This is a genomic window from Microcystis aeruginosa NIES-2549 (assembly GCF_000981785.2).
GTDB lineage: Bacteria > Cyanobacteriota > Cyanobacteriia > Cyanobacteriales > Microcystaceae > Microcystis > Microcystis aeruginosa_C.
Genome location: NZ_CP011304.1, coordinates 1,409,283 through 1,427,499, shown reverse-complemented (window position 1 = coordinate 1,427,499; position 18,217 = coordinate 1,409,283). Strand labels below are relative to the sequence as shown.

21 protein-coding genes and 1 pseudogene are annotated in these 18,217 nt (G+C 41.8%); 11 read left to right on the top strand and 11 right to left on the bottom strand.

Features of this window, described 5'->3' with window-relative positions; all coding sequences use genetic code 11:
- Positions 1-58 precede the first annotated feature (58 nt).
- The 3 genes from myaer_RS06825 to myaer_RS06815 all read right to left on the bottom strand — a co-directional run bounded on the left by myaer_RS06825 (position 59) and on the right by myaer_RS06815 (position 3,318).
- Complete coding sequence (locus myaer_RS06825; protein ID WP_046660511.1) at positions 59-1,048, bottom strand: transposase family protein; 990 nt, start codon at positions 1,046-1,048, stop codon at positions 59-61.
- Positions 1,045-2,733 (bottom strand): CARDB domain-containing protein, encoded by a 1,689-nt coding sequence (locus tag myaer_RS06820; RefSeq protein ID WP_046661524.1) that lies wholly within the window; start codon positions 2,731-2,733, stop codon positions 1,045-1,047. The genes myaer_RS06825 and myaer_RS06820 overlap by 4 nt, the downstream gene beginning before the upstream one ends.
- A gap of 165 nt (positions 2,734-2,898) precedes the next feature.
- Positions 2,899-3,318, bottom strand: a complete 420-nt coding sequence (locus myaer_RS06815) for a DUF4347 domain-containing protein (RefSeq protein ID WP_071846425.1) — start codon at positions 3,316-3,318, stop codon at positions 2,899-2,901.
- 270 nt (positions 3,319-3,588) lie between these two features.
- Here myaer_RS06815 and myaer_RS06805 point away from each other — a divergent pair, with 270 nt between their 5' ends.
- Together myaer_RS06805 and myaer_RS06800 are read left to right on the top strand one after the other, a co-directional pair.
- Positions 3,589-3,834 (top strand): hypothetical protein, encoded by a 246-nt coding sequence (locus tag myaer_RS06805; RefSeq protein ID WP_002747004.1) that lies wholly within the window; start codon positions 3,589-3,591, stop codon positions 3,832-3,834.
- On the top strand, positions 3,831-4,235 hold the full coding sequence (locus myaer_RS06800; protein ID WP_002778866.1) for a type II toxin-antitoxin system VapC family toxin: 405 nt from the start codon (positions 3,831-3,833) through the stop codon (positions 4,233-4,235). Before myaer_RS06805 ends, myaer_RS06800 begins: the two co-directional genes overlap by 4 nt.
- A 67-nt stretch (positions 4,236-4,302) precedes the next feature.
- Here the strand turns inward: myaer_RS06800 and myaer_RS06795 are convergent.
- From myaer_RS06795 to myaer_RS06785, 3 genes and pseudogenes are all read right to left on the bottom strand, one after another.
- A pseudogene (locus myaer_RS06795) lies at positions 4,303-4,644 on the bottom strand (hypothetical protein); the annotation flags it as partial.
- A 26-nt stretch (positions 4,645-4,670) separates the two neighbouring features.
- Positions 4,671-5,657, bottom strand: coding sequence for an Rpn family recombination-promoting nuclease/putative transposase (locus tag myaer_RS06790; RefSeq protein ID WP_046661522.1), 987 nt, complete (start codon positions 5,655-5,657; stop codon positions 4,671-4,673).
- Positions 5,658-5,676: 19 nt separating this feature from the next.
- Positions 5,677-6,000 (bottom strand): DUF4347 domain-containing protein, encoded by a 324-nt coding sequence (locus myaer_RS06785; protein WP_046661521.1) that lies wholly within the window; start codon positions 5,998-6,000, stop codon positions 5,677-5,679.
- Positions 6,001-6,270: 270 nt separating this feature from the next.
- Here myaer_RS06785 and myaer_RS06780 point away from each other — a divergent pair, with 270 nt between their 5' ends.
- Both myaer_RS06780 and myaer_RS06775 read left to right on the top strand, forming a co-directional pair.
- Complete coding sequence (locus tag myaer_RS06780; RefSeq protein ID WP_002747004.1) at positions 6,271-6,516, top strand: hypothetical protein; 246 nt, start codon at positions 6,271-6,273, stop codon at positions 6,514-6,516.
- A complete protein-coding gene (locus myaer_RS06775) occupies positions 6,513-6,917 on the top strand; it encodes a type II toxin-antitoxin system VapC family toxin (RefSeq protein WP_002778866.1) in 405 nt (134 codons plus the stop codon). The genes myaer_RS06780 and myaer_RS06775 overlap by 4 nt, the downstream gene beginning before the upstream one ends.
- Before the next feature lie 67 nt (positions 6,918-6,984).
- On the opposite strand, the gene myaer_RS06770 is transcribed toward myaer_RS06775, so the two are convergent.
- Together myaer_RS06770 and myaer_RS06765 are read right to left on the bottom strand one after the other, a co-directional pair.
- Complete coding sequence (locus myaer_RS06770) at positions 6,985-7,968, bottom strand: hypothetical protein (RefSeq protein WP_046661520.1); 984 nt, start codon at positions 7,966-7,968, stop codon at positions 6,985-6,987.
- 379 nt (positions 7,969-8,347) lie between these two features.
- On the bottom strand, positions 8,348-9,463 hold the full coding sequence (locus myaer_RS06765; protein WP_046663628.1) for a TIGR03032 family protein: 1,116 nt from the start codon (positions 9,461-9,463) through the stop codon (positions 8,348-8,350).
- Between the two features lie 307 nt (positions 9,464-9,770).
- On the opposite strand from myaer_RS06765, the gene chrA reads away from it, so the two are divergent.
- Positions 9,771-10,919, top strand: coding sequence for a chromate efflux transporter (gene chrA / locus myaer_RS06760; protein WP_046661519.1), 1,149 nt, complete (start codon positions 9,771-9,773; stop codon positions 10,917-10,919).
- 196 nt (positions 10,920-11,115) lie between these two features.
- On the opposite strand, the gene hisG is transcribed toward chrA, so the two are convergent.
- The 3 genes from hisG to deoC form a co-directional block, all read right to left on the bottom strand.
- A complete protein-coding gene (hisG, locus tag myaer_RS06755) occupies positions 11,116-11,763 on the bottom strand; it encodes an ATP phosphoribosyltransferase (RefSeq protein WP_046661518.1) in 648 nt (215 codons plus the stop codon).
- A 132-nt stretch (positions 11,764-11,895) separates the two neighbouring features.
- Positions 11,896-12,720, bottom strand: coding sequence for an HAD family hydrolase (locus myaer_RS06750; RefSeq protein WP_046661517.1), 825 nt, complete (start codon positions 12,718-12,720; stop codon positions 11,896-11,898).
- Between the two features lie 245 nt (positions 12,721-12,965).
- Entirely contained in the window at positions 12,966-13,643 is a 678-nt protein-coding gene (gene deoC, locus myaer_RS06745; RefSeq protein WP_046661516.1) for a deoxyribose-phosphate aldolase, read from the bottom strand.
- 159 nt (positions 13,644-13,802) lie between these two features.
- Between deoC and acnB the strand changes: the two genes are divergently transcribed.
- The 6 genes from acnB (at position 13,803) to myaer_RS06715 (ending at position 18,119) form a co-directional block, all read left to right on the top strand.
- Positions 13,803-16,412 (top strand): bifunctional aconitate hydratase 2/2-methylisocitrate dehydratase, encoded by a 2,610-nt coding sequence (gene acnB / locus myaer_RS06740; protein ID WP_046661515.1) that lies wholly within the window; start codon positions 13,803-13,805, stop codon positions 16,410-16,412.
- Between the two features lie 139 nt (positions 16,413-16,551).
- Positions 16,552-16,845: a BrnT family toxin gene (locus tag myaer_RS06735; protein WP_002735016.1), complete on the top strand. Its 294-nt coding sequence runs from the start codon at positions 16,552-16,554 to the stop codon at positions 16,843-16,845.
- Positions 16,793-17,059, top strand: a complete 267-nt coding sequence (locus myaer_RS06730) for a BrnA antitoxin family protein (protein ID WP_002746336.1) — start codon at positions 16,793-16,795, stop codon at positions 17,057-17,059. The genes myaer_RS06735 and myaer_RS06730 overlap by 53 nt, the downstream gene beginning before the upstream one ends.
- A 131-nt stretch (positions 17,060-17,190) precedes the next feature.
- A complete protein-coding gene (locus myaer_RS06725; RefSeq protein ID WP_046661514.1) occupies positions 17,191-17,544 on the top strand; it encodes a hypothetical protein in 354 nt (117 codons plus the stop codon).
- Entirely contained in the window at positions 17,501-17,785 is a 285-nt protein-coding gene (locus tag myaer_RS22645) for an element excision factor XisH family protein (protein WP_419178820.1), read from the top strand. The genes myaer_RS06725 and myaer_RS22645 overlap by 44 nt, the downstream gene beginning before the upstream one ends.
- Positions 17,778-18,119, top strand: coding sequence for a XisI protein (locus myaer_RS06715; protein ID WP_046661512.1), 342 nt, complete (start codon positions 17,778-17,780; stop codon positions 18,117-18,119). The genes myaer_RS22645 and myaer_RS06715 overlap by 8 nt, the downstream gene beginning before the upstream one ends.
- Positions 18,120-18,217: the final 98 nt, after the last annotated feature.

Here is an 18,217-nt window from a genome sequence, read left to right as displayed (position 1 = left end):
TCACAGCAAGGAAGAGAGGCAGATTAGACCAAGAGTCAAAATTAGCTCTCAAAACCGATTAATCAGGGTTTGAAGAGACAAAATCCAATTTTGACGGAAAACTATGGCTAATTATAACGTCAATTACTTCCCCTGATTGCTCCCCTTCTATTACTTCTAAAATTAGCGCACTAATTCTCAACCTTACTAAGCCACAAACGGTCAGTAAAACCGATTTATATCGACTTTTATTTAATCTAAATCTTTCTTGAACTACTTTAAATACTTTGACAACTCGAATTAAATGCTCAACAAAAATTCGCCGAGATGATAAAACTTTATTTTCTTTAATTTGATTCTCGGTTAATTCTCCATTCTTAGGTTTTTTATCAGGAGTTCTGATTTGATTTTCTCCTAGGTAAGCTTTATCTCCAATAAAAGTTTGTTGAGAATCGAATTTGCTTAAAGTTTGCCGACAGATTTTTATGTCGCTCGTCGGACCAGGTTGACCAATAACTACATCAACAATATCTTCAGCTTTTGGCAAGACAATAAATTGACTTTTTAAAGTATGTCTTTTTTGCTTTCCCGAATAATATATTTTTTGTTCTTGATAATCGGTCGGCCTCTCCACGGGCTGTTCTGCGCTATCGACAATCAACTCATAATCCCTTAATTGTTCAATTATTATTTCCTCTTCTTGGCACTTCTTTATTTGTTCTAACAAACTTGGCGGTAACTCTCCTTCAAAAAGTTTTTGCCAATAGGTAAAGATATTATGAGCCGTTGATTCACTCACTTGAAATATTAGTCCTAAGATTTGAAAGCTTAGATGATGTCTTAAATAAACCAACATTAGAACAATTTGTTCCTCTTCTGATAATTTAGGAGGTGTTCCGCTTCCTGGTTGATTAATCCTAATTTTGGTTTTTTCGATTTCTGATTGGTTTTTCCGATGTATAAGTTTTCCAAGTGCCATCAGTTGTTCTAGTTGTTGGTAGTCAATTCCTAATAGTCTTTTAGTTTGTTTCGGATATTTTTGAATGTATTCCCAAGTGTAGTTTTTCATGGCTTTTTTGAGTTACTATTTGTTTTATTATATCCTATATATTGTGATTTAATTAAATTATGGAGAGGTCTATTAGAATTGCCACTGGTTTCTAGGCGATCACCTGTAGTCGTAAAAGCCACTGGCAGATTAAATTCCAGTAAATAACCAGGACTGGTCTGCCCAGCATAACTCCCCAACTGGACAACGTAGGTCCCCGCCGGTAAACCGCCTAGGGGAACATAGTTGTAGCCAGACCCTTCTCCCAGAGCATAGAACAGAAAGTTACCGGCGCTGTCAAAGAAATTAAGATCAATAATCCCCTGAGCGCCATTAAAGAAAGCGGCGATATAGTGTTCATCGGTGGAGGTTCCCGCCGTGGTAAAGCGGAAAAAGTCGGTATCTGTAGAACTGTGAATGGTCAGATTTTGCAGGGCGCTTAATCCGCTCAGGGTTCCGAGATTTCTTGCCGTCGCGAGGGTGTTATTGGATTCGTATCCATCTTGAGGAATACTCGGTGCTGTGACTGTAAACGTGCGAGAATATGTGTTATTCGACTCGTCACTCTCAAAAACCGCATTGGTAGAGTCAACCTGTAAGGTCAGGGTATAGTTGCCCGGTGCTAGAGGGCCAAGAGCGAAGTCGGTGAAGTAGTCAAAGTCGCCAGCGCTAAACGCAAGGTTATTCCAAGAAGCAATCTGGGTTCCATTCAGAAGTAAACGGCTCCAAAAGCCCGATACCGTACTGCCACTGCCGATATTCTGCCAAGCGCCGTCGATATAGAGAGTATTAGTCGAGGTGATCTGGGTGGCTTGGGTCGAGTTCCCCGGCGTCGTGGAAATAATCAACTCCAACGGTACAGGCCACAAATCCGACTGGGGCGCATTAATCTCTAGTCGGTAGCCAGCCGAGCCTGGCCAACCAATGTTAGCACCGTAATAGTTATAAACAACAGCAGAATAGGTTCCAGCAGGAAGATCTGCAAGGGAAATGCCCTCTAAATTATAATTTGAGCCATAATCGTCTGCGCGAACTAAAAGCTGGCCGGTAGAGTGATTATAAAGGTCTAGTACCAGATCAACGTTCGTTGCGGTAGAGGACACTTGGACGTAATGATTACTATTTCCCTGACCGGTGGTCGAAAAAATCCAGATATCGCCGGAGTCTGATGTCGTGACGGAATCATCTCGATAGCCATATCCTTGCCTTAAACCCAGATTAGTTGTCGCCTGCTCTACTGCGACCAACTGCTCATCAATGGTAATGACCGCCCAATCATCCTCTGTCTGTAGGCGACGCAATTCCCCACTGCCAATCTCAACACCCCGCACCAGCGCCGAAAACAACTCACCCTCATCCCCGGTTGTATCCTGAGCGTTAACCACCAAATCCAAATAATGCCCAATCTCCTCTAACAACACCGCCCGCAAGCGCCCCGCATCCCCATTAACCACCGACTCCGACAGATAGATCTTGCCTGTCTGGGCCGAAAAAGCCCCTACCGCGCCGTCTAAAATCCCATCCGCTAGGATTTCAACTTCCGGCAGATTTCCGGGGGACGTTAACGCACGGAACCGTCGTGGCGTAATCTCCGTGCCAAAAACTAGCTTAAACTTTTCCGCAAAGAGAGGATCAGCGGCAAAATCCCCTAGGGATTGGAGAACATCAGCAACAGCAGAGCGTAAGGCGGGGGAGTAGGTATCCATGGCAGAAACGTATTAAACCTTGCTACAAGACAAATATAGTCATCTCAATTAAGATTGAGAATATCAATCTCAGAGTTCATAAGGATTGGCGTTGTCAGATCAGAATATGAAAGATGCAATGCAATCCTTGCTATCAAAGTGATTTCAGTTCCCAGCTGATTCTGATCATCTTTCAATTTGACAACGCCGTAGAATATGATTAATCTTCGCCCAATTCTGTAACTGTTGGCGATAATCGTAAATATTTGTTAAATTAAGTTGACAATTCCCTAAATATAAGCATCCCGGCGCACCATGGGAAACCAGGTGAATGGTGGTAATCTGGGGATTTCGTTGTAAAAAAGCGGATATTTGTTCGATTCCGTCTTGATTGGGAGTGAGAATAACGGTGGCGACTTCTGAAATTACTCCAGCTTGGAGACTTTGATAATCGCTAACACCAGCATCGAGGAAAACTACGGTAGCGGTTAAACGCTGATTTCTCGCACTATCCACCTGATTAGCTTGAACAAAGCCATCAGATTGAGCAAAATTGAACAAAACATCGTCAACAGCAGAAAGGCTCGGCAAAAGGGTAGAAGTCATGACACTGACTGCAAAAGATTAATGCGACTATTTTGTGCAAAGAATCCCGAATTTTTCAAGGGGGATATAACAAAAATTAACATTTATACAAGAAACCGGGTTTCTTACTTAAAGGAGAAACCCATTTTCTCAGTTATTGCGAAGATGCGATCGCTAACGTCAAAGCGAGGCAGTTATTTGCTTAATTTTAGAGGTTTGCTGGCCAATTAGCATTTTTTGTGATAGATTGTAACCATAGTAACTTTTTATACTTAATTGTCAGTAATAATCATGAATGCTACAGCAATACGTCAACAAATAATTGAATCATTAGCTAATCTTTCTGGCGAACAATTATTGCAAATTAGAGAGTTAATCGAGCAAAATTTTTTGCCTCAAATTAAACCTAAATCAGAAGAAGAAAGACAACAGTTAATTAAATCATTACAAGGTAAATATGCTCATGCACCCACCAGTAGTGAAGATTTTGCCCAACAAAAACAAGCAGAAATTGATTGGGAGGAGCGTAATAGATGAATATCATTTTAGATGCTTGTGCTGTAATTGCTTTTGTTCGTAATGAAACAGGAGCGGATCTTGTCAGAGAAACCATCACTAATCAAAATAATAACAAAATGATTCATGTTGTTAATCTTTGCGAAGTTTACTATAATTTTTATCGCGATATAGGAGAATCAGAAACAGAAAAACTAATTCAAGAATTAAGTGATATTAACATAAAAACTCGCTTTGATTTAAGTAGCAAGTTTTGGCGACAAGTAAGCCAATATAAGGCACTAATTAAGCGCATTTCTTTAGCTGATTGTTTTGCTTTGACTTTAGCCAATCAAGAAAAAGGAATTTTACTTACTTCTGACCGAAAAGAATTTGAACCGATTATTCCTCTTAATATTTGTCAGATTAATTTTATTCGTTAATAAGTCCAGAAACCGGGTTTCTCGAAGAAACCCGGTTTCTAAATAGGTTCTCAAAGAAACCCGTTTTCTAGATATTGATTTTAGCCAAAGACTGCTTAAATTCTGCGAGAGAATTAGCAGTAGCTGCTAATTTTAGTAGCTCTTCTAAGATAGTCGAGTTAGTCATTTTGCCGATTATCTCTTCAATTTCTGAAGAAATTTGTCCAAACCGCACAGTTAAAACTGTTTTTATGTCATCGCGGCTTTTTTCTAACGCTCCAATTTCCTTACCGCGTTCTATTCCTCGTAACTCCATATTACTCATTAAAGGCATGGTTCTTTCCTCCTCAAATTGTTTGATTTTACTCTCTAAACTTGACTGTAATTCAGGGGATAAAGTCATCATATTGTCGATGATTTCAAACAGTTTACTAAGTAAGGTAGGTATTACCCACACTACTTATTTATGATGATACTAAAAGACTTCCTACACTCCTCAAAAGAATTTACTATAAGTGCGGCTTTTAACATCTCTTCTAAAACCGAAATAACTGAAGCATCATTGAGACATTGTCCAATATCTCCAGGAATATCGCCTAGTCGGTTTTCCAAAACTTTTTTCACAAAATCACGAGCATTTTCTAACGCTCCAATTTCCTTGCCAATTTCCTTGCCAATTTCTTTACCGCGTTCGATTCCTCGTAACTCCATATTACTCATTAAAGGCATGGTTCTTTCCTCCTCAAATTGTTTGATTTTACTTTCTAAACTTGACTGCAATTCAGTGGATAAAGTCATCATATTGTCGATGATTTCAAACAGTTTAATTATCTGTTCTCTCTCGAACTCCTTTTCATACAATCCCCTGATTAACTTCCACTTCCACTGTTCCCGTTGTGGCAGCTTCCCAGTAGTCGCTTTTGTTTTCAGGTGTGCCATGACTATTATAGCAAAGGGATTGCTACTTGTTTCTAGTTCTGACCAGTTTTCCTCATAGTCCAGTAATTTAACCGTTGGGAATTTGAGGCTGACTTCACAACCAGCGATAGTATAATTATAGGAATCTGGTCGCCAATTTACTCGTTCATCTCCTAATATAGCGAGACTGATAACCGGTTTCTGATACAAATCAAAGGCCCGATAGTTATAAATATACATCCTCTGAGGGAAATTTTCTTCGTACTGGCTTTGAATTTCAATATGAATCAAAATCCAGACTTCTTCACCCCTGAGTAACCAAACTTTATAGAGTTTGTCTGCGAAACGTTTTTTTGTCTTAGCTGAAGCGGTAATACGTTTCAGTTCTTTTTCTAGGGATTCGGGAATTTTTGTCCAATCAATTACTTGGTGAACTTCGGGAAAAAAGAAGCATAAAAACGCTTCAAAATACTCGCTTAATGCTTCTTTCCAGGGTTCATCATAATTGGCGGTTGGTTGGTTCATTTGAGTTGTCCGCTTACTCTTAGGGGTGAAGCGCGATAGCGTAACGCACCGATTTAATAATAGAGGTGGTGGTGGTAATCTGGGGATTTTGTTGTAAAAAAGCGGATATTTGTTCGATTCCGTCTTCGTTGGGAGAGAGAATAACAGTGGCGACTTCTGGAATTACCCCAGCTTGGAGACTTTGATAATCGCTAACACCAGCATCGAGGAAAACTACGGTAGCGGTTAAACGCTGATTTCTCACACTATTCACCTGATTAGCTTGACTCAAGCCATCAGATTGAGCAAAATTGAACAAAACATCGTCAACAGCAGGAAAAATCGGCAACAGGGTAGAAGTCATGACATTGACCGCAAAGGATGACTTCGACTATTTTGTGCAAAGAATCCCGAATTTTTCAAGGGGGATATAACAAAAATTAACAGAAAACGGGTTTCTCAAAGAAACCCGTTTTCTAAGAAACCCGTTTTCTCAGTTATTGCGAAGATGCGATCGCTAACGTCAAAGCGAGGCAGTTATTTGCTTAATTTTAGAGGTTTGCTGGCCAATTAGCATTTTTTGTGATAGATTGTAACCATAGTAACTTTTTATACTTAATTGTCAGTAATAATCATGAATGCTACAGCAATACGTCAACAAATAATTGAATCATTAGCTAATCTTTCTGGCGAACAATTATTGCAAATTAGAGAGTTAATCGAGCAAAATTTTTTGCCTCAAATTAAACCTAAATCAGAAGAAGAAAGACAACAGTTAATTAAATCATTACAAGGTAAATATGCTCATGCACCCACCAGTAGTGAAGATTTTGCCCAACAAAAACAAGCAGAAATTGATTGGGAGGAGCGTAATAGATGAATATCATTTTAGATGCTTGTGCTGTAATTGCTTTTGTTCGTAATGAAACAGGAGCGGATCTTGTCAGAGAAACCATCACTAATCAAAATAATAACAAAATGATTCATGTTGTTAATCTTTGCGAAGTTTACTATAATTTTTATCGCGATATAGGAGAATCAGAAACAGAAAAACTAATTCAAGAATTAAGTGATATTAACATAAAAACTCGCTTTGATTTAAGTAGCAAGTTTTGGCGACAAGTAAGCCAATATAAGGCACTAATTAAGCGCATTTCTTTAGCTGATTGTTTTGCTTTGACTTTAGCCAATCAAGAAAAAGGAATTTTACTTACTTCTGACCGAAAAGAATTTGAACCGATTATTCCTCTTAATATTTGTCAGATTAATTTTATTCGTTAATAAGTCCAGAAACCGGGTTTCTCGAAGAAACCCGGTTTCTAAATAGGTTCTCAAAGAAACCCGTTTTCTAGATATTGATTTTAGCCAAAGACTGCTGAAATTCTGCGAGAGAATTAGCGGTAGCTGCTAATTTTAGTAGCTCTTCTAAGATAGTAGGGTTAGTCATTTTGCCGATTATCTCTTCAATTTCTGAAGAAATCTCTCCAAACCGCACAGTTAAAACTGTTTTTATGTCATCGCGGCTTTTTTCTAGCACCCCAATTTCCTTGCCAATTTCCTTGCCAATTTCTTTACCGCGTTCGATTCCTCGTAACTCCATATTACTCATTAAAGGCATGGTTCTTTCCTCCTCAAATTGTTTGATTTTACTTTCTAAACTTGACTGCAATTCAGTGGATAAAGTCATCATATTGTCGATGATTTCAAACAGTTTAATTATCTGTTCTCTCTCGAACTCCTTTTCATATAATCCCCTGATTAACTTCCACTTCCACTGTTCCCGTTGTGGCAGCTTCCCAGTAGTCGCTTTTGTTTTCAGGTGTGCCATGACTATTATAGCAAAGGGATTGCTACTTGTTTCTAGTTCTGACCAGTTTTCCTCATAGTCCAGTAATTTAACCGTTGGGAATTTGAGGCTGACTTCACAACCAGCGATAGTATAATTATAGGAATCTGGTCGCCAATTTACTCGTTCATCTCCTAATATAGCGAGACTGATAACCGGTTTCTGATACAAATCAAAGGCCCGATAGTTATAAATATACATCCTCTGAGGGAAATTTTCTTCGTACTGGCTTTGAATTTCAATATGAATCAAAATCCAGACTTCTTGTCCCTCAAGTAGCCAAGCCTTATAAAGTTTGTCAGCAAAACGTTTTTTTGTCTTTGCTGAAGCGGTAATCCGTTTGAGTTCTTTTTCTAGGGATTCGGGAGTTTTTGTCCAATCAATTAGTTGGTGAACTTCGGGAAAAAAGAAGTATAAAAACGCTTCAAAATACTCGCTTAATGCTTCTTTCCAGGGTTCATCATAATTGGCGGTTGTTTGGTTCATGGCAAGTCGCTACCAATTGGAAAGTTAGGCACTCATCTAAATCTATTATTCCCCATAAATATCATCAATGCTACTTGTCGTCACAAAACTTCCCATTAGAGCAACCTACATCTACATCTTTGTTCTAACATTTATTGGTAAAACTATATAATGCCGTCAGACTGCCGGGGGAGGAGCTACCTAAACCGGGGAAGATATCCTTAACTAAAAAAGGAGTTGACATGATTTTTTCCTGAATTAAAGAGTAAAAATTAAACAATTAAGTGGGTGGGTGGAATTAAATATAAGATGAACGTAGGTTGGGTTGAAGCATGAAACCCAACGCCTGCTCATGTTACGCTACCGCTAACCCATCCTACAAATAATTGTGCCTCCCTACTTAAGTCGCCAAAGAAGGCACCATCCAGACGGATTGAGAGCCATCGAGGTCGGTATCTGGTCCAATTAGCGCCGGGTTGCGGTAGCCCGGTAGGACGGAGACGGCAAAAACCTCCTCCACGCCGCTATTGAACCAAAAAGTTGCCACCAGTTGACTGGTAGCCAGGTTGACAATAGCCAACCCGCACCGCAATTGATTACGCCGCTCATCCAGGGGTAAACCGCCAAAAACCGCCGTTTCCCGTACTTGGGACAACCCGACAAAGGCGTGACCTTCCCAACAGTCCAAACCCCGGGTAAAACCGGGCAATTCGGCGATGATTTCCGTGCTGCCAGTTTGGGGATGCCAACGGTTCAAGGTTCCATAACCGGAATTGAGAAAATAGAGATTACCCTGGTAAAGACGGGGAGAATGGGGCATAGCTAAACCCCGCAGAATCACCTCTCCCCTCGGCACATCAATCAAGCATCCCCCTTGGGCCTTATTCTCTCGCCAGAGGCTTTCCTCGTTGGTTTCCCCCAATGCCGTCACATAGGCGGGAGTGCCGCTATTTTCAGCCATAGCCAAGCCATTGAGGTGGCAGCGGTCCCCGGGGACCAACTCGGTAATAAAGGGCGGTTTCCACTGGGGGAGAAAACTCCAATTTCCTTCGATGGTTGCCAGACAGTTAAATAGGGTATTGACCACCCAAAGGCGATTACTGCCAAAGGCCAAATCATGACCCATAATCAGACCGGTGAGGTGAGAGGAACGAGCTAAAAAAGCGATATCCTGTTCCCCTTCTGGTTTAATCTGGGGGGCAATCTCTCGATTAGCGGGTAAATTCCAAATTGCCTGACGAGCGCCCACAGCAATTCCGGTAGCGGTTCGGGTTAAACCCATTGCTTGGTCAAAATGGGCGAAACTCACCCGCATTTGTCCTTGATAAGTGCCAATGCTGGCCACTCGTCCCGCTTGGTAGGTGGAAATCAACACTGAGAGGTCAAGCTGGTTGAGTAATTCCGGCAGATTGAGGCTGTACTCATAATTGACCGGCACTGCTTGGCGCTGAGTTGGACTCGCTGCTGGCTCTTGGGTATCTGAAAACTGGTTAGTCTTGGGCGGCAAGCTGTCCATAGAGTTTTTTTGCATAGATTAGCATCGATTCTGATAATTGATTATTGTTTATGGTTGATTATGGTTTCAGTTGGTATTAATGGGGCTTATTATAAATAAACTAATCAATATTATTTATAAAGTTTTCTTAACTTTTTTTGTATCAAATTTACTTGACCGGGAGCCTTAAATATTTATGATTGAGTTTGTATAAAACACTTTTGCAATTATGGAATTTTAGCAGTGACGATATCTAGCCAAGAATTTAGCTTAAGCTTATTCTTTTGGATATAAACTTGATTCTAGAAAAACTATTGGTAATCAGAAAATGCTGACTTCATCGCCTCCCAATCTCTCACAACTTGCCCTTTTATTTCTCAAAATCGGCCTTATCGGTTTTGGTGGTCCGGCTGCCCATATCGCTTTAATGGAGGAAGAAGTGGTTAAGCGTCGCGGTTGGATGACTAAGGAGCGATTTCTCGATTTGGTGGGGGCAACTAATCTGATTCCTGGTCCTAATTCCACGGAAATGGCTATTCATATCGGTTATATTTTTGGTGGTTTAGCGGGTTTAATAATCACGGGGGTTTGTTTTATTACTCCTGCGGTGTTAATTACGGGTTTTCTAGCTTGGATTTATACTACCTACGGGACTTTACCGGATGTGGCTCCGATTTTTGCGGGGATTAAACCGGTAGTAATTGCGGTGATTTTTCAGGCACTCTGGCGCTTAGGCAAAAAGGCACTGAAAACCCGTCAATTACTCTTCATCGGATTGGGAGTTATCGGATTATTAATCTTAGGGTTAAATGAAGTTATCGCTTTACTGTTAGGCGGAATTATCGGAATGTTTATCCTAAAAAAATTCGCTACTTTTCCCCTGATTGTGGCAGGAATAGGCGGTGCGACGGCGGTTGCTAATCCTAGCAACATCCCACCAACATTAACAGGATTAGGGCTATTTTTCCTCAAGGTGGGTAGTGTTTTATTTGGTAGTGGTTATGTGTTAGTTGCCTTTTTAGAGGGGGATTTAGTGCAGGGGAGAGGATGGTTAACCCAGCAACAATTATTAGATGCTATTGCTGTGGGTCAATTTACCCCCGGTCCAGTGTTATCCACAGCCACTTTTATCGGTTATCAAATATTAGGAGTATCGGGGGCAATTGTGGCGACTCTAGCGATTTTTTTTCCTTCTTTTATCTTTGTTTTATTACTTAATCCTCTTATTCCTAAACTGAGAGAGTCCGCTTGGGCGGGTGCTTTTTTAGATGCAATTAATGCTAGTGCTGTGGCTTTAATGGTAGCAGTTATTTTTAATTTAGCTCTAGCTACTTGGTTACAACCCTACGGGAATTTACCTTTTAATTTATTGGCTATCATTTTATCTCTTGTCTCCGCTATTCTTTTACTACGTTTTCAGGTTAATTCTACTTGGTTAATTCTGGCTGGTGCGCTTATTGGTTTGCTATTGAAATAATTAGGTTAGGGGGAAATAAGTCAATGGTTCTAATTAAATATAAGATAGATTTTGCCTTTGATCACCCCTTGATCCCTAGGGTTGATTCAAGGTAGGGTTGATTTAAGGTAGGGTTGATTTAAGGTAGGGTTGATTTAAGGTAGGGTTGATTCAAGGTAGGGTTGATTCATGAATCAACCCTACCCTTGATACCCGCTTAATAAGGGGGGTGCTGATTCGTTAAACTGAGCTTTTCTACCCAGTTATAAATCTGATCACGATTTAGTCGATAGCTGAGGGGATGGGCGATTAATCGAGCGCTACTAGCAAATAATTCGGCAATTTCTACTAAACCATTTTCGCGTAAAGTTCGACCGGTGGAAACTAGGTCAACTATCGCTTCTGACATCCCCGTAATCGGGCCTAATTCTACGGAACCATAGAGAGGTATAATCTCGACGGGAATATCTAAACGACGAAAATAATCCTTAGCACAATTGACAAATTTTGAGGCGACTTTACCGTGATGGGGAATGTCTAGAGGACTTTGATAGGGACTATCAGCAGGGACAGCTACCGACATCCGACAATAACCAAATTTTAGGTCAATTAAATTAGCCACATCGGGAGATTTTTCCAATAAAACATCATAACCGGCGATGCCTAATTGTGCCTGACCGTATTCTACATAAACTGGTACATCTGTGGCTCTGACTAATAACGCTTTCGCTTGGTTAGTGGGGTCGGTAATCTGTAGTTGGCGATTTTTTGAGTCAAGAAAGGCACTAAAATCTAAGCCAATTTTCTGAAATATTTGGATACTTTCGTTTAGTAAAGCACCCTTCGGTAAGGCAATTGTTAGCATAGAGGGAATTATGAATTGGGGTGTGGGGTGTGGGGTGTGGGGTATGGGGTGTGGGGTGTGGGGTGTGGGGGAGAAAAAAGCTGATGGCTGATGGCTGAAAGCTAAAATGATAACTGATAACTATCCATCTTTTTAGGTGGGAGAATTGCCAGATTCTTTCTTTTGCCTTTTGCCTGTTGCCTCTTGCCTTGAGAAGCTGATAACCGAGATGGCAGCAAGTTCTCTAATGACCACATCAGCTAATTGTAAATCTTGATGGGTTTCTGGTTGCCAACTAATTGCGATCGCAGCTGCTGATTTTGCCTGTTTAGCCATTTCCCAATCGGCCCTAGTGTCCCCCACCATCAGGGTTTTGTCCACTGCGGTCCCCAAAGCTTGACAGGTTTCTTGCAATAATAAGGGATCTGGTTTACTTAAACCTCGATCGCAGCCTCGGGCAATTTTGATATAATTTAATAGGTGATTTTCCTTGACAAATTGCTCAACTCGTGCTGTGGTATCGGAGGAAAGAATCGCCAATTGTAAACCGGCCGCGTGCAGATAACGAATTACTTCTAAACATTGGGGATAGAGGGGATTTAAGCGGGGGGGAACCTTTTCATCGGCCGCTTGGAAGGATGCTTTTGCGATCGCCATTGCCGTTAACCAATCCCGGCCGGTGGAAGCAATACAACCGGCAGCGGCGATATGATTATCTCTGCGGCTGCCCACTGCCATTAAACCGGCAGGATTGAGACTATTTGCCCCAATACCGAAAGTTTTAGTTAATAAAGACTCTAAACCAGGGATTCGCGATTCAATGGCTTGTATCCGGGCTATAGCTCGATCGTACCAGAAAGCTCGCGAATCCTCTAGCGTACCGTCCTTATCAAAAACAATCCCTTGAATATCTCTAAATTCTCGATTACCACAGCGAATTATCGGCAAATAAACCCCCTTATTTTTATTGAATGTCATCCGTCAGCTAAGAGGCATTTTAACCGCCTATTATTAGATTAGCTGAATCTTCCTCACCCCCTCTTACCCTGGGGTCGTTTGATTCTCTCTTATGTCATTCTCTCAAATCCTTATCTGGTAACGTTTTTAGTCGATTTCTCGGAAATATATAGCTGAAAATTTGTCAAAACATAGTGCTTTGTAGGTTGATTCATGAATCAACCTACTCAACAAGCAATTTAAATGCGCGGGCAGCCCACTGCATTTTACTCCTCAAAGGCGGCCTTTTGCTGACGGACTAAATCGACACCGCGGGAAGTTCCCAGACGGGTGGCTCCGGCCCGGATAAGAGCGAGCGCTTGTTCTAGGGTGCGAATTCCGCCGGATGCTTTAATTCCTACCCGGCCTTTGCTAATTTCCTTGAGAAACTTGACATCGCTAACCGTTGCACCGCCAAACCAGCCGGTACTGGTTTTTAGATAACTCACTCCTGCATCCATGCAAATTTCTGCCGCTAAACGTTTCTCGGTGTCCGTTAGTTGCGAGGTTTCCAGAATCGCTTTTACCGTCTGGCCGGTTTCCTGACAAATACTAGCAATTTCTTGGAATAATTGCTCAGATTTCCCATCTTTTAGCCAACCGAGATTAATAACCACATCTAACTCCTTAGCGCCATTATCTACAGCTTCTAAAGCCTCATAACGTTTAACTGCGGAGGTAGTGGCCCCTGCGGGAAAACCAATCACGGTAGAAACTAAAGTTTTTTTGCCGTGGAGTAACTGCACAGCTTGCTTAACGGCGGCGGGATAAACGCAGACGGTGGGAAAATGATATTGATCAGCCTGTTGACAGTAAGCCTCTAATTGTTCACTGGTGGCGGTGGGGATGAGGAGAGAATGGTCGATATATTGTGCTAAATCTAGATCAGAATCGGTGATAGCCATTATCTAAGCCTCAATATAGTCAATCGATCGCTATTTTCTCATTTTATGGAAATCGCACAATAAAGTCATCTCTCGCTAACCTAGAAATTCCGAGACCAGCAAAAATCCAGTAACCTAGGAAGAAACCGTCACAAGTGAAGACTAGGAGACAATAGACCTATGTTAGAAGCCTATCATCAGCACGTTGCCGACCGAGCGAAATTAGGTATCCCTCCCCTTCCCCTCAATGCTCAACAAACGGCGGAATTATGCGAAATACTCAAAAATCCGTCCGAAGAACTCAAAGGAGAATTGCTGACCCTGCTGCGTGACCGTGTTCCCCCCGGAGTTGACGAAGCGGCCTACGTTAAAGCGGGATTTTTAACAGGAATTGCCAAAGGTGAAATAAAATCTAACGTTATCTCCCCCCAGGGTGCGGTTAGCTTACTGGGAACCATGGTCGGCGGTTATAACGTTCATTCTCTGATTGAACTGCTGAAATCCAGAGATATTAATATCGCCGCCGCTGCTGCCAGCGCTTTAAGTAAAACCCTGCTGGTATTCGACGCATTTAACGAGGTTTTGGAATTATCCGACACCAATCCCTATGCTAAACAGGTTATCGATGCTTGGGCCAATGGCGCTTGGTTTATCGCTAAACCGAAACTTGCTAAAGAAATTACCGTCACCGTTTTCAAAGTACCTGGGGAAACCAATACAGATGACCTATCTCCCGCCCCCCATGCCACCACCCGGCCCGATATTCCCCTTCATGCCTTGGTAATGTTAGAAACCCGTCAACCCGGGTCCTTAGAAACCATTGCCGAATTGAAAAAATTAGGCCATCCGGTCGCCTATGTGGGGGATGTGGTTGGGACTGGTTCCAGCCGAAAATCGGCGATTAACTCGGTTCTCTGGCATATTGGCGATGATATTCCCTTTGTACCTAATAAACGTGCTGGTGGCTATATTTTAGGCAGTAAAATCGCCCCTATCTTCTTTAATACTGCCGAGGATTCCGGTGCTTTACCGATTGAATGCGATGTTAGCCAAATGAACACGGGGGATGTGATTAAAATCTATCCCTACGAAGGCAAAATCACCAACGAAGCGGGCGCAACTATTAGCACTTTTAGCCTCAAACCTGAGACAATTCTGGATGAAGTGCGGGCCGGCGGTCGTATTCCCCTATTAATCGGTCGCAGTCTCACCGATAAAACCCGTCACGCCTTGGGACTTGAGGCTAGTACCCTATTTACCCGTCCCACTATGCCTAATGACACGGGTAAAGGTTACACCCTAGCGCAAAAAATGGTCGGCAAAGCTTGCGGTTTACCCGGGGTGCGGCCGGGTACTTCCTGTGACCCGATTATGACCACGGTAGGGTCTCAGGATACCACCGGCCCGATGACCAGAGACGAGTTAAAAGAGTTAGCCTGTTTAGGTTTTAGCGCCGATTTAGTCATGCAGAGTTTCTGTCACACGGCAGCCTATCCGAAACCGGTTGATATTCAAACTCATCACCAATTACCGGACTTTTTCTCTACCCGGGGTGGGGTCGCTTTACGTCCGGGAGATGGCATTATTCATTCCTGGTTAAATCGGATGTTGTTGCCGGATACGGTGGGGACTGGAGGCGATTCTCATACTCGTTTTCCCCTGGGAATTTCCTTTCCTGCGGGGTCGGGTTTAGTGGCATTTGCCGCCGCTTTGGGAGTAATGCCTTTGGATATGCCGGAATCGGTTTTAGTGCGTTTTACGGGGGAATTACAACCAGGTGTAACTCTGCGCGATATTGTTAATGCTATTCCCTACGTTGCCATCCAAGAGGGTAAATTAACCGTGGAAAAACAGAACAAAAAAAATGTTTTTAACGGTCGCATTATGGAGATGGAAGGGCTGCCGGATTTGAAATTAGAACAGGCTTTTGAGTTAACCGATGCCACGGCGGAACGTTCCTGCGCTGGTTGTACGATTAAGTTAAGTACCGAGACAGTGGCGGAATATTTACGCTCTAATGTAGCCCTGTTAAAGAATATGGCGGCCCGGGGTTATAGTGATGCTAAAACTATCCTGCGTCGGGTAGCAAAAATGGAACAATGGTTAGCTAATCCCGTCCTGATGGAGGCTGATAAGGATGCCGAATATGCGGATATTATCACCGTCAACTTAAACGAGATTAAAGAACCAATTGTTGCCGCACCCAATGACCCCGATAATATCAAGTTAATGTCGGAATGCGCCGGGGATAAAATTGATGAGGTGTTCATCGGTTCTTGTATGACTAATATTGGTCATTATCGCGCCGCCGCTAAGATATTAGAAGGTGCAGGAGTTGCTAAGGCTAAACTGTGGATTTGTCCCCCCACCCGCATGGATGAAAAACAATTGCGCGAGGAGGGAATGTACGGCATTTTTGCCGCTTCTGGGGCGCGTACCGAGATGCCTGGATGTTCCCTTTGTATGGGTAATCAAGCGCGGGTTGAAGACAGAGCGACGGTATTTTCTACCTCGACTCGTAACTTCAATAATCGCATGGGAAAAGATGCGCGAGTCTATCTCGGTTCCGCCGAATTAGCGGCAGTTTGTGCGCTACTGGGACGCATTCCCACCGTCGAGGAATACCTGGCAATTGTCACCGAGAAAATTAATCCTTTTGCTGGCGATTTATACCGCTATTTGAACTTTAATGAAATCGCTGGTTTTGAGGATGAAGGCCGGGTAATTCCCCTAGAAGATTTACCTAAAATTGAGGATATCTTAGGGATTCCTTCTGGTGTTTTGAGTTAGTTGACCGGTTATGGGTCATTTCGATCGAGGCGAAAGATTTCTTTTGATTTCGATCAAGATGACCCCTCTAACGATCGAATTTTCGACAATTATAGGATTTTTTTCGATATACGGAATGACAACTCGATAAAATAAAAATATGAAATTCGAGTGGGATCGACAAAAGAACCGAGCGAATATCATCAAGCACGATCTAGACTTCGCGGACGCGCAGCGGATATTTGAACATCCCATTCGAGTTTCCCTTGACGAACGAGAAAATTATGGCGAAGATCGATTGATAGGAATCGGTACGCTCGATGGCCGAGTGGTAGTTGTCGTTTTTACAGAACCGAGTAGAGATACAATTCGTATTATTTCACTTCGTAAAGCTTTACCCTATGAACGAAAACGATATGAACAATACCTCCGAGACGAATTGGGAGAAAGTTGACGCTCTTACAGAAGAGGAAATCGACACATCCGATATTCCGCCCTTAACCGAGGAGTTTTTTAGTAAATCGCGGTGGTGGAAACCTGTAGAGAAAGTAAATGTTCTTGTTCAAGTAGATCCCGAAACCCTAGCTTGGTTTCAATCACAGGGCGAGGATTGTGAACAAAAAATGTCCGCCGCTTTACGGATTTATGCGGAGGCTCACAAAGTATAGTCAAGTTTAGTTCGGGTACAAGCCACACAATAAAAAAGTTCGCTATCATTTTGAGCGGGATGAAAAGCCACACAATCTCATTTACCAATAAATCGCCTTAAATGAAATGATAAAAGTGAGTACGAAAAATTATGATTATAGATGTACCGACTGGAGATGATTTTAAATCCTCTGGCATTGATTTTTTAAATCTGGCTTGGGATACGCTGATAAGTTTATCTACAAAACTTAAGGATGCGGAATATTTTTATAATGTGTATTATAGCGATGAGAATGAAGAAGTAATCGATCAATTGTCATCTGAGCAATATTGGAAACAAGCACAACGTCCATTGAGTACAGCCCTTTCCCTTATTCAACAAGGAACCGAATTTCGGTTCTTCGGTTTGTCTTATGCAATGGACGGGGTTATAAGGAATGAAACCCTTATAGAGACAGACATTGCTGCGATTTTTGTCAATTGTTTGCGATCTGGAGCGAACTAATCAATTAAATCTCTTGCCAGATAAGGATTTAGTCGATTTATGCCACCCTATCGAACCATACCAAGTAACGAAGAACCATTGTAATAAATATCTTGTATGTATTAATTTCTTTATTTTTTTAATCGGACAAGAAATTTATGAAAAGTTTTTCGCTCAAGCTGCCATACAAATAATCTTGCAAAAGTATCAAATTTTATTGTTAATTGTTGACAATAATCAGGAGGAATCGTCCAATGGATAAACTAAATTATTATCAAAACATAATCAAGAAAATTCTCACAGAATATGCAGAAATTTTCTCACAAGTACCCGATCAAGACATAGAAAAAATATTGATGTTTGACGATAATAGAAGCCAATATCTTTGGTTTAATATTGGCTGGAAAAATGGCAAACTAATTAAAGCGATTTCCGTTTATCTTCGTCTAAAAAATGACAAAATTTATATTGAAGAAGATTGGACAGAAGCAAGTATCGCCACGGAATTAATGCGCGTAGGAATTCCCAGTAGTGAAATAGTTTTAGCTTTTCAACCTCCCGAAGTGCGTCAGTTTACCGAATTTGCGATCACCTAAAAATTATTCTTTACTTTCTCGTCAGATGAGGAGTCGCTAAAATCGAGTATTTAAATATACTTGTTTCTAGGTCATTTCTGCCACTTCATCTTTGACTC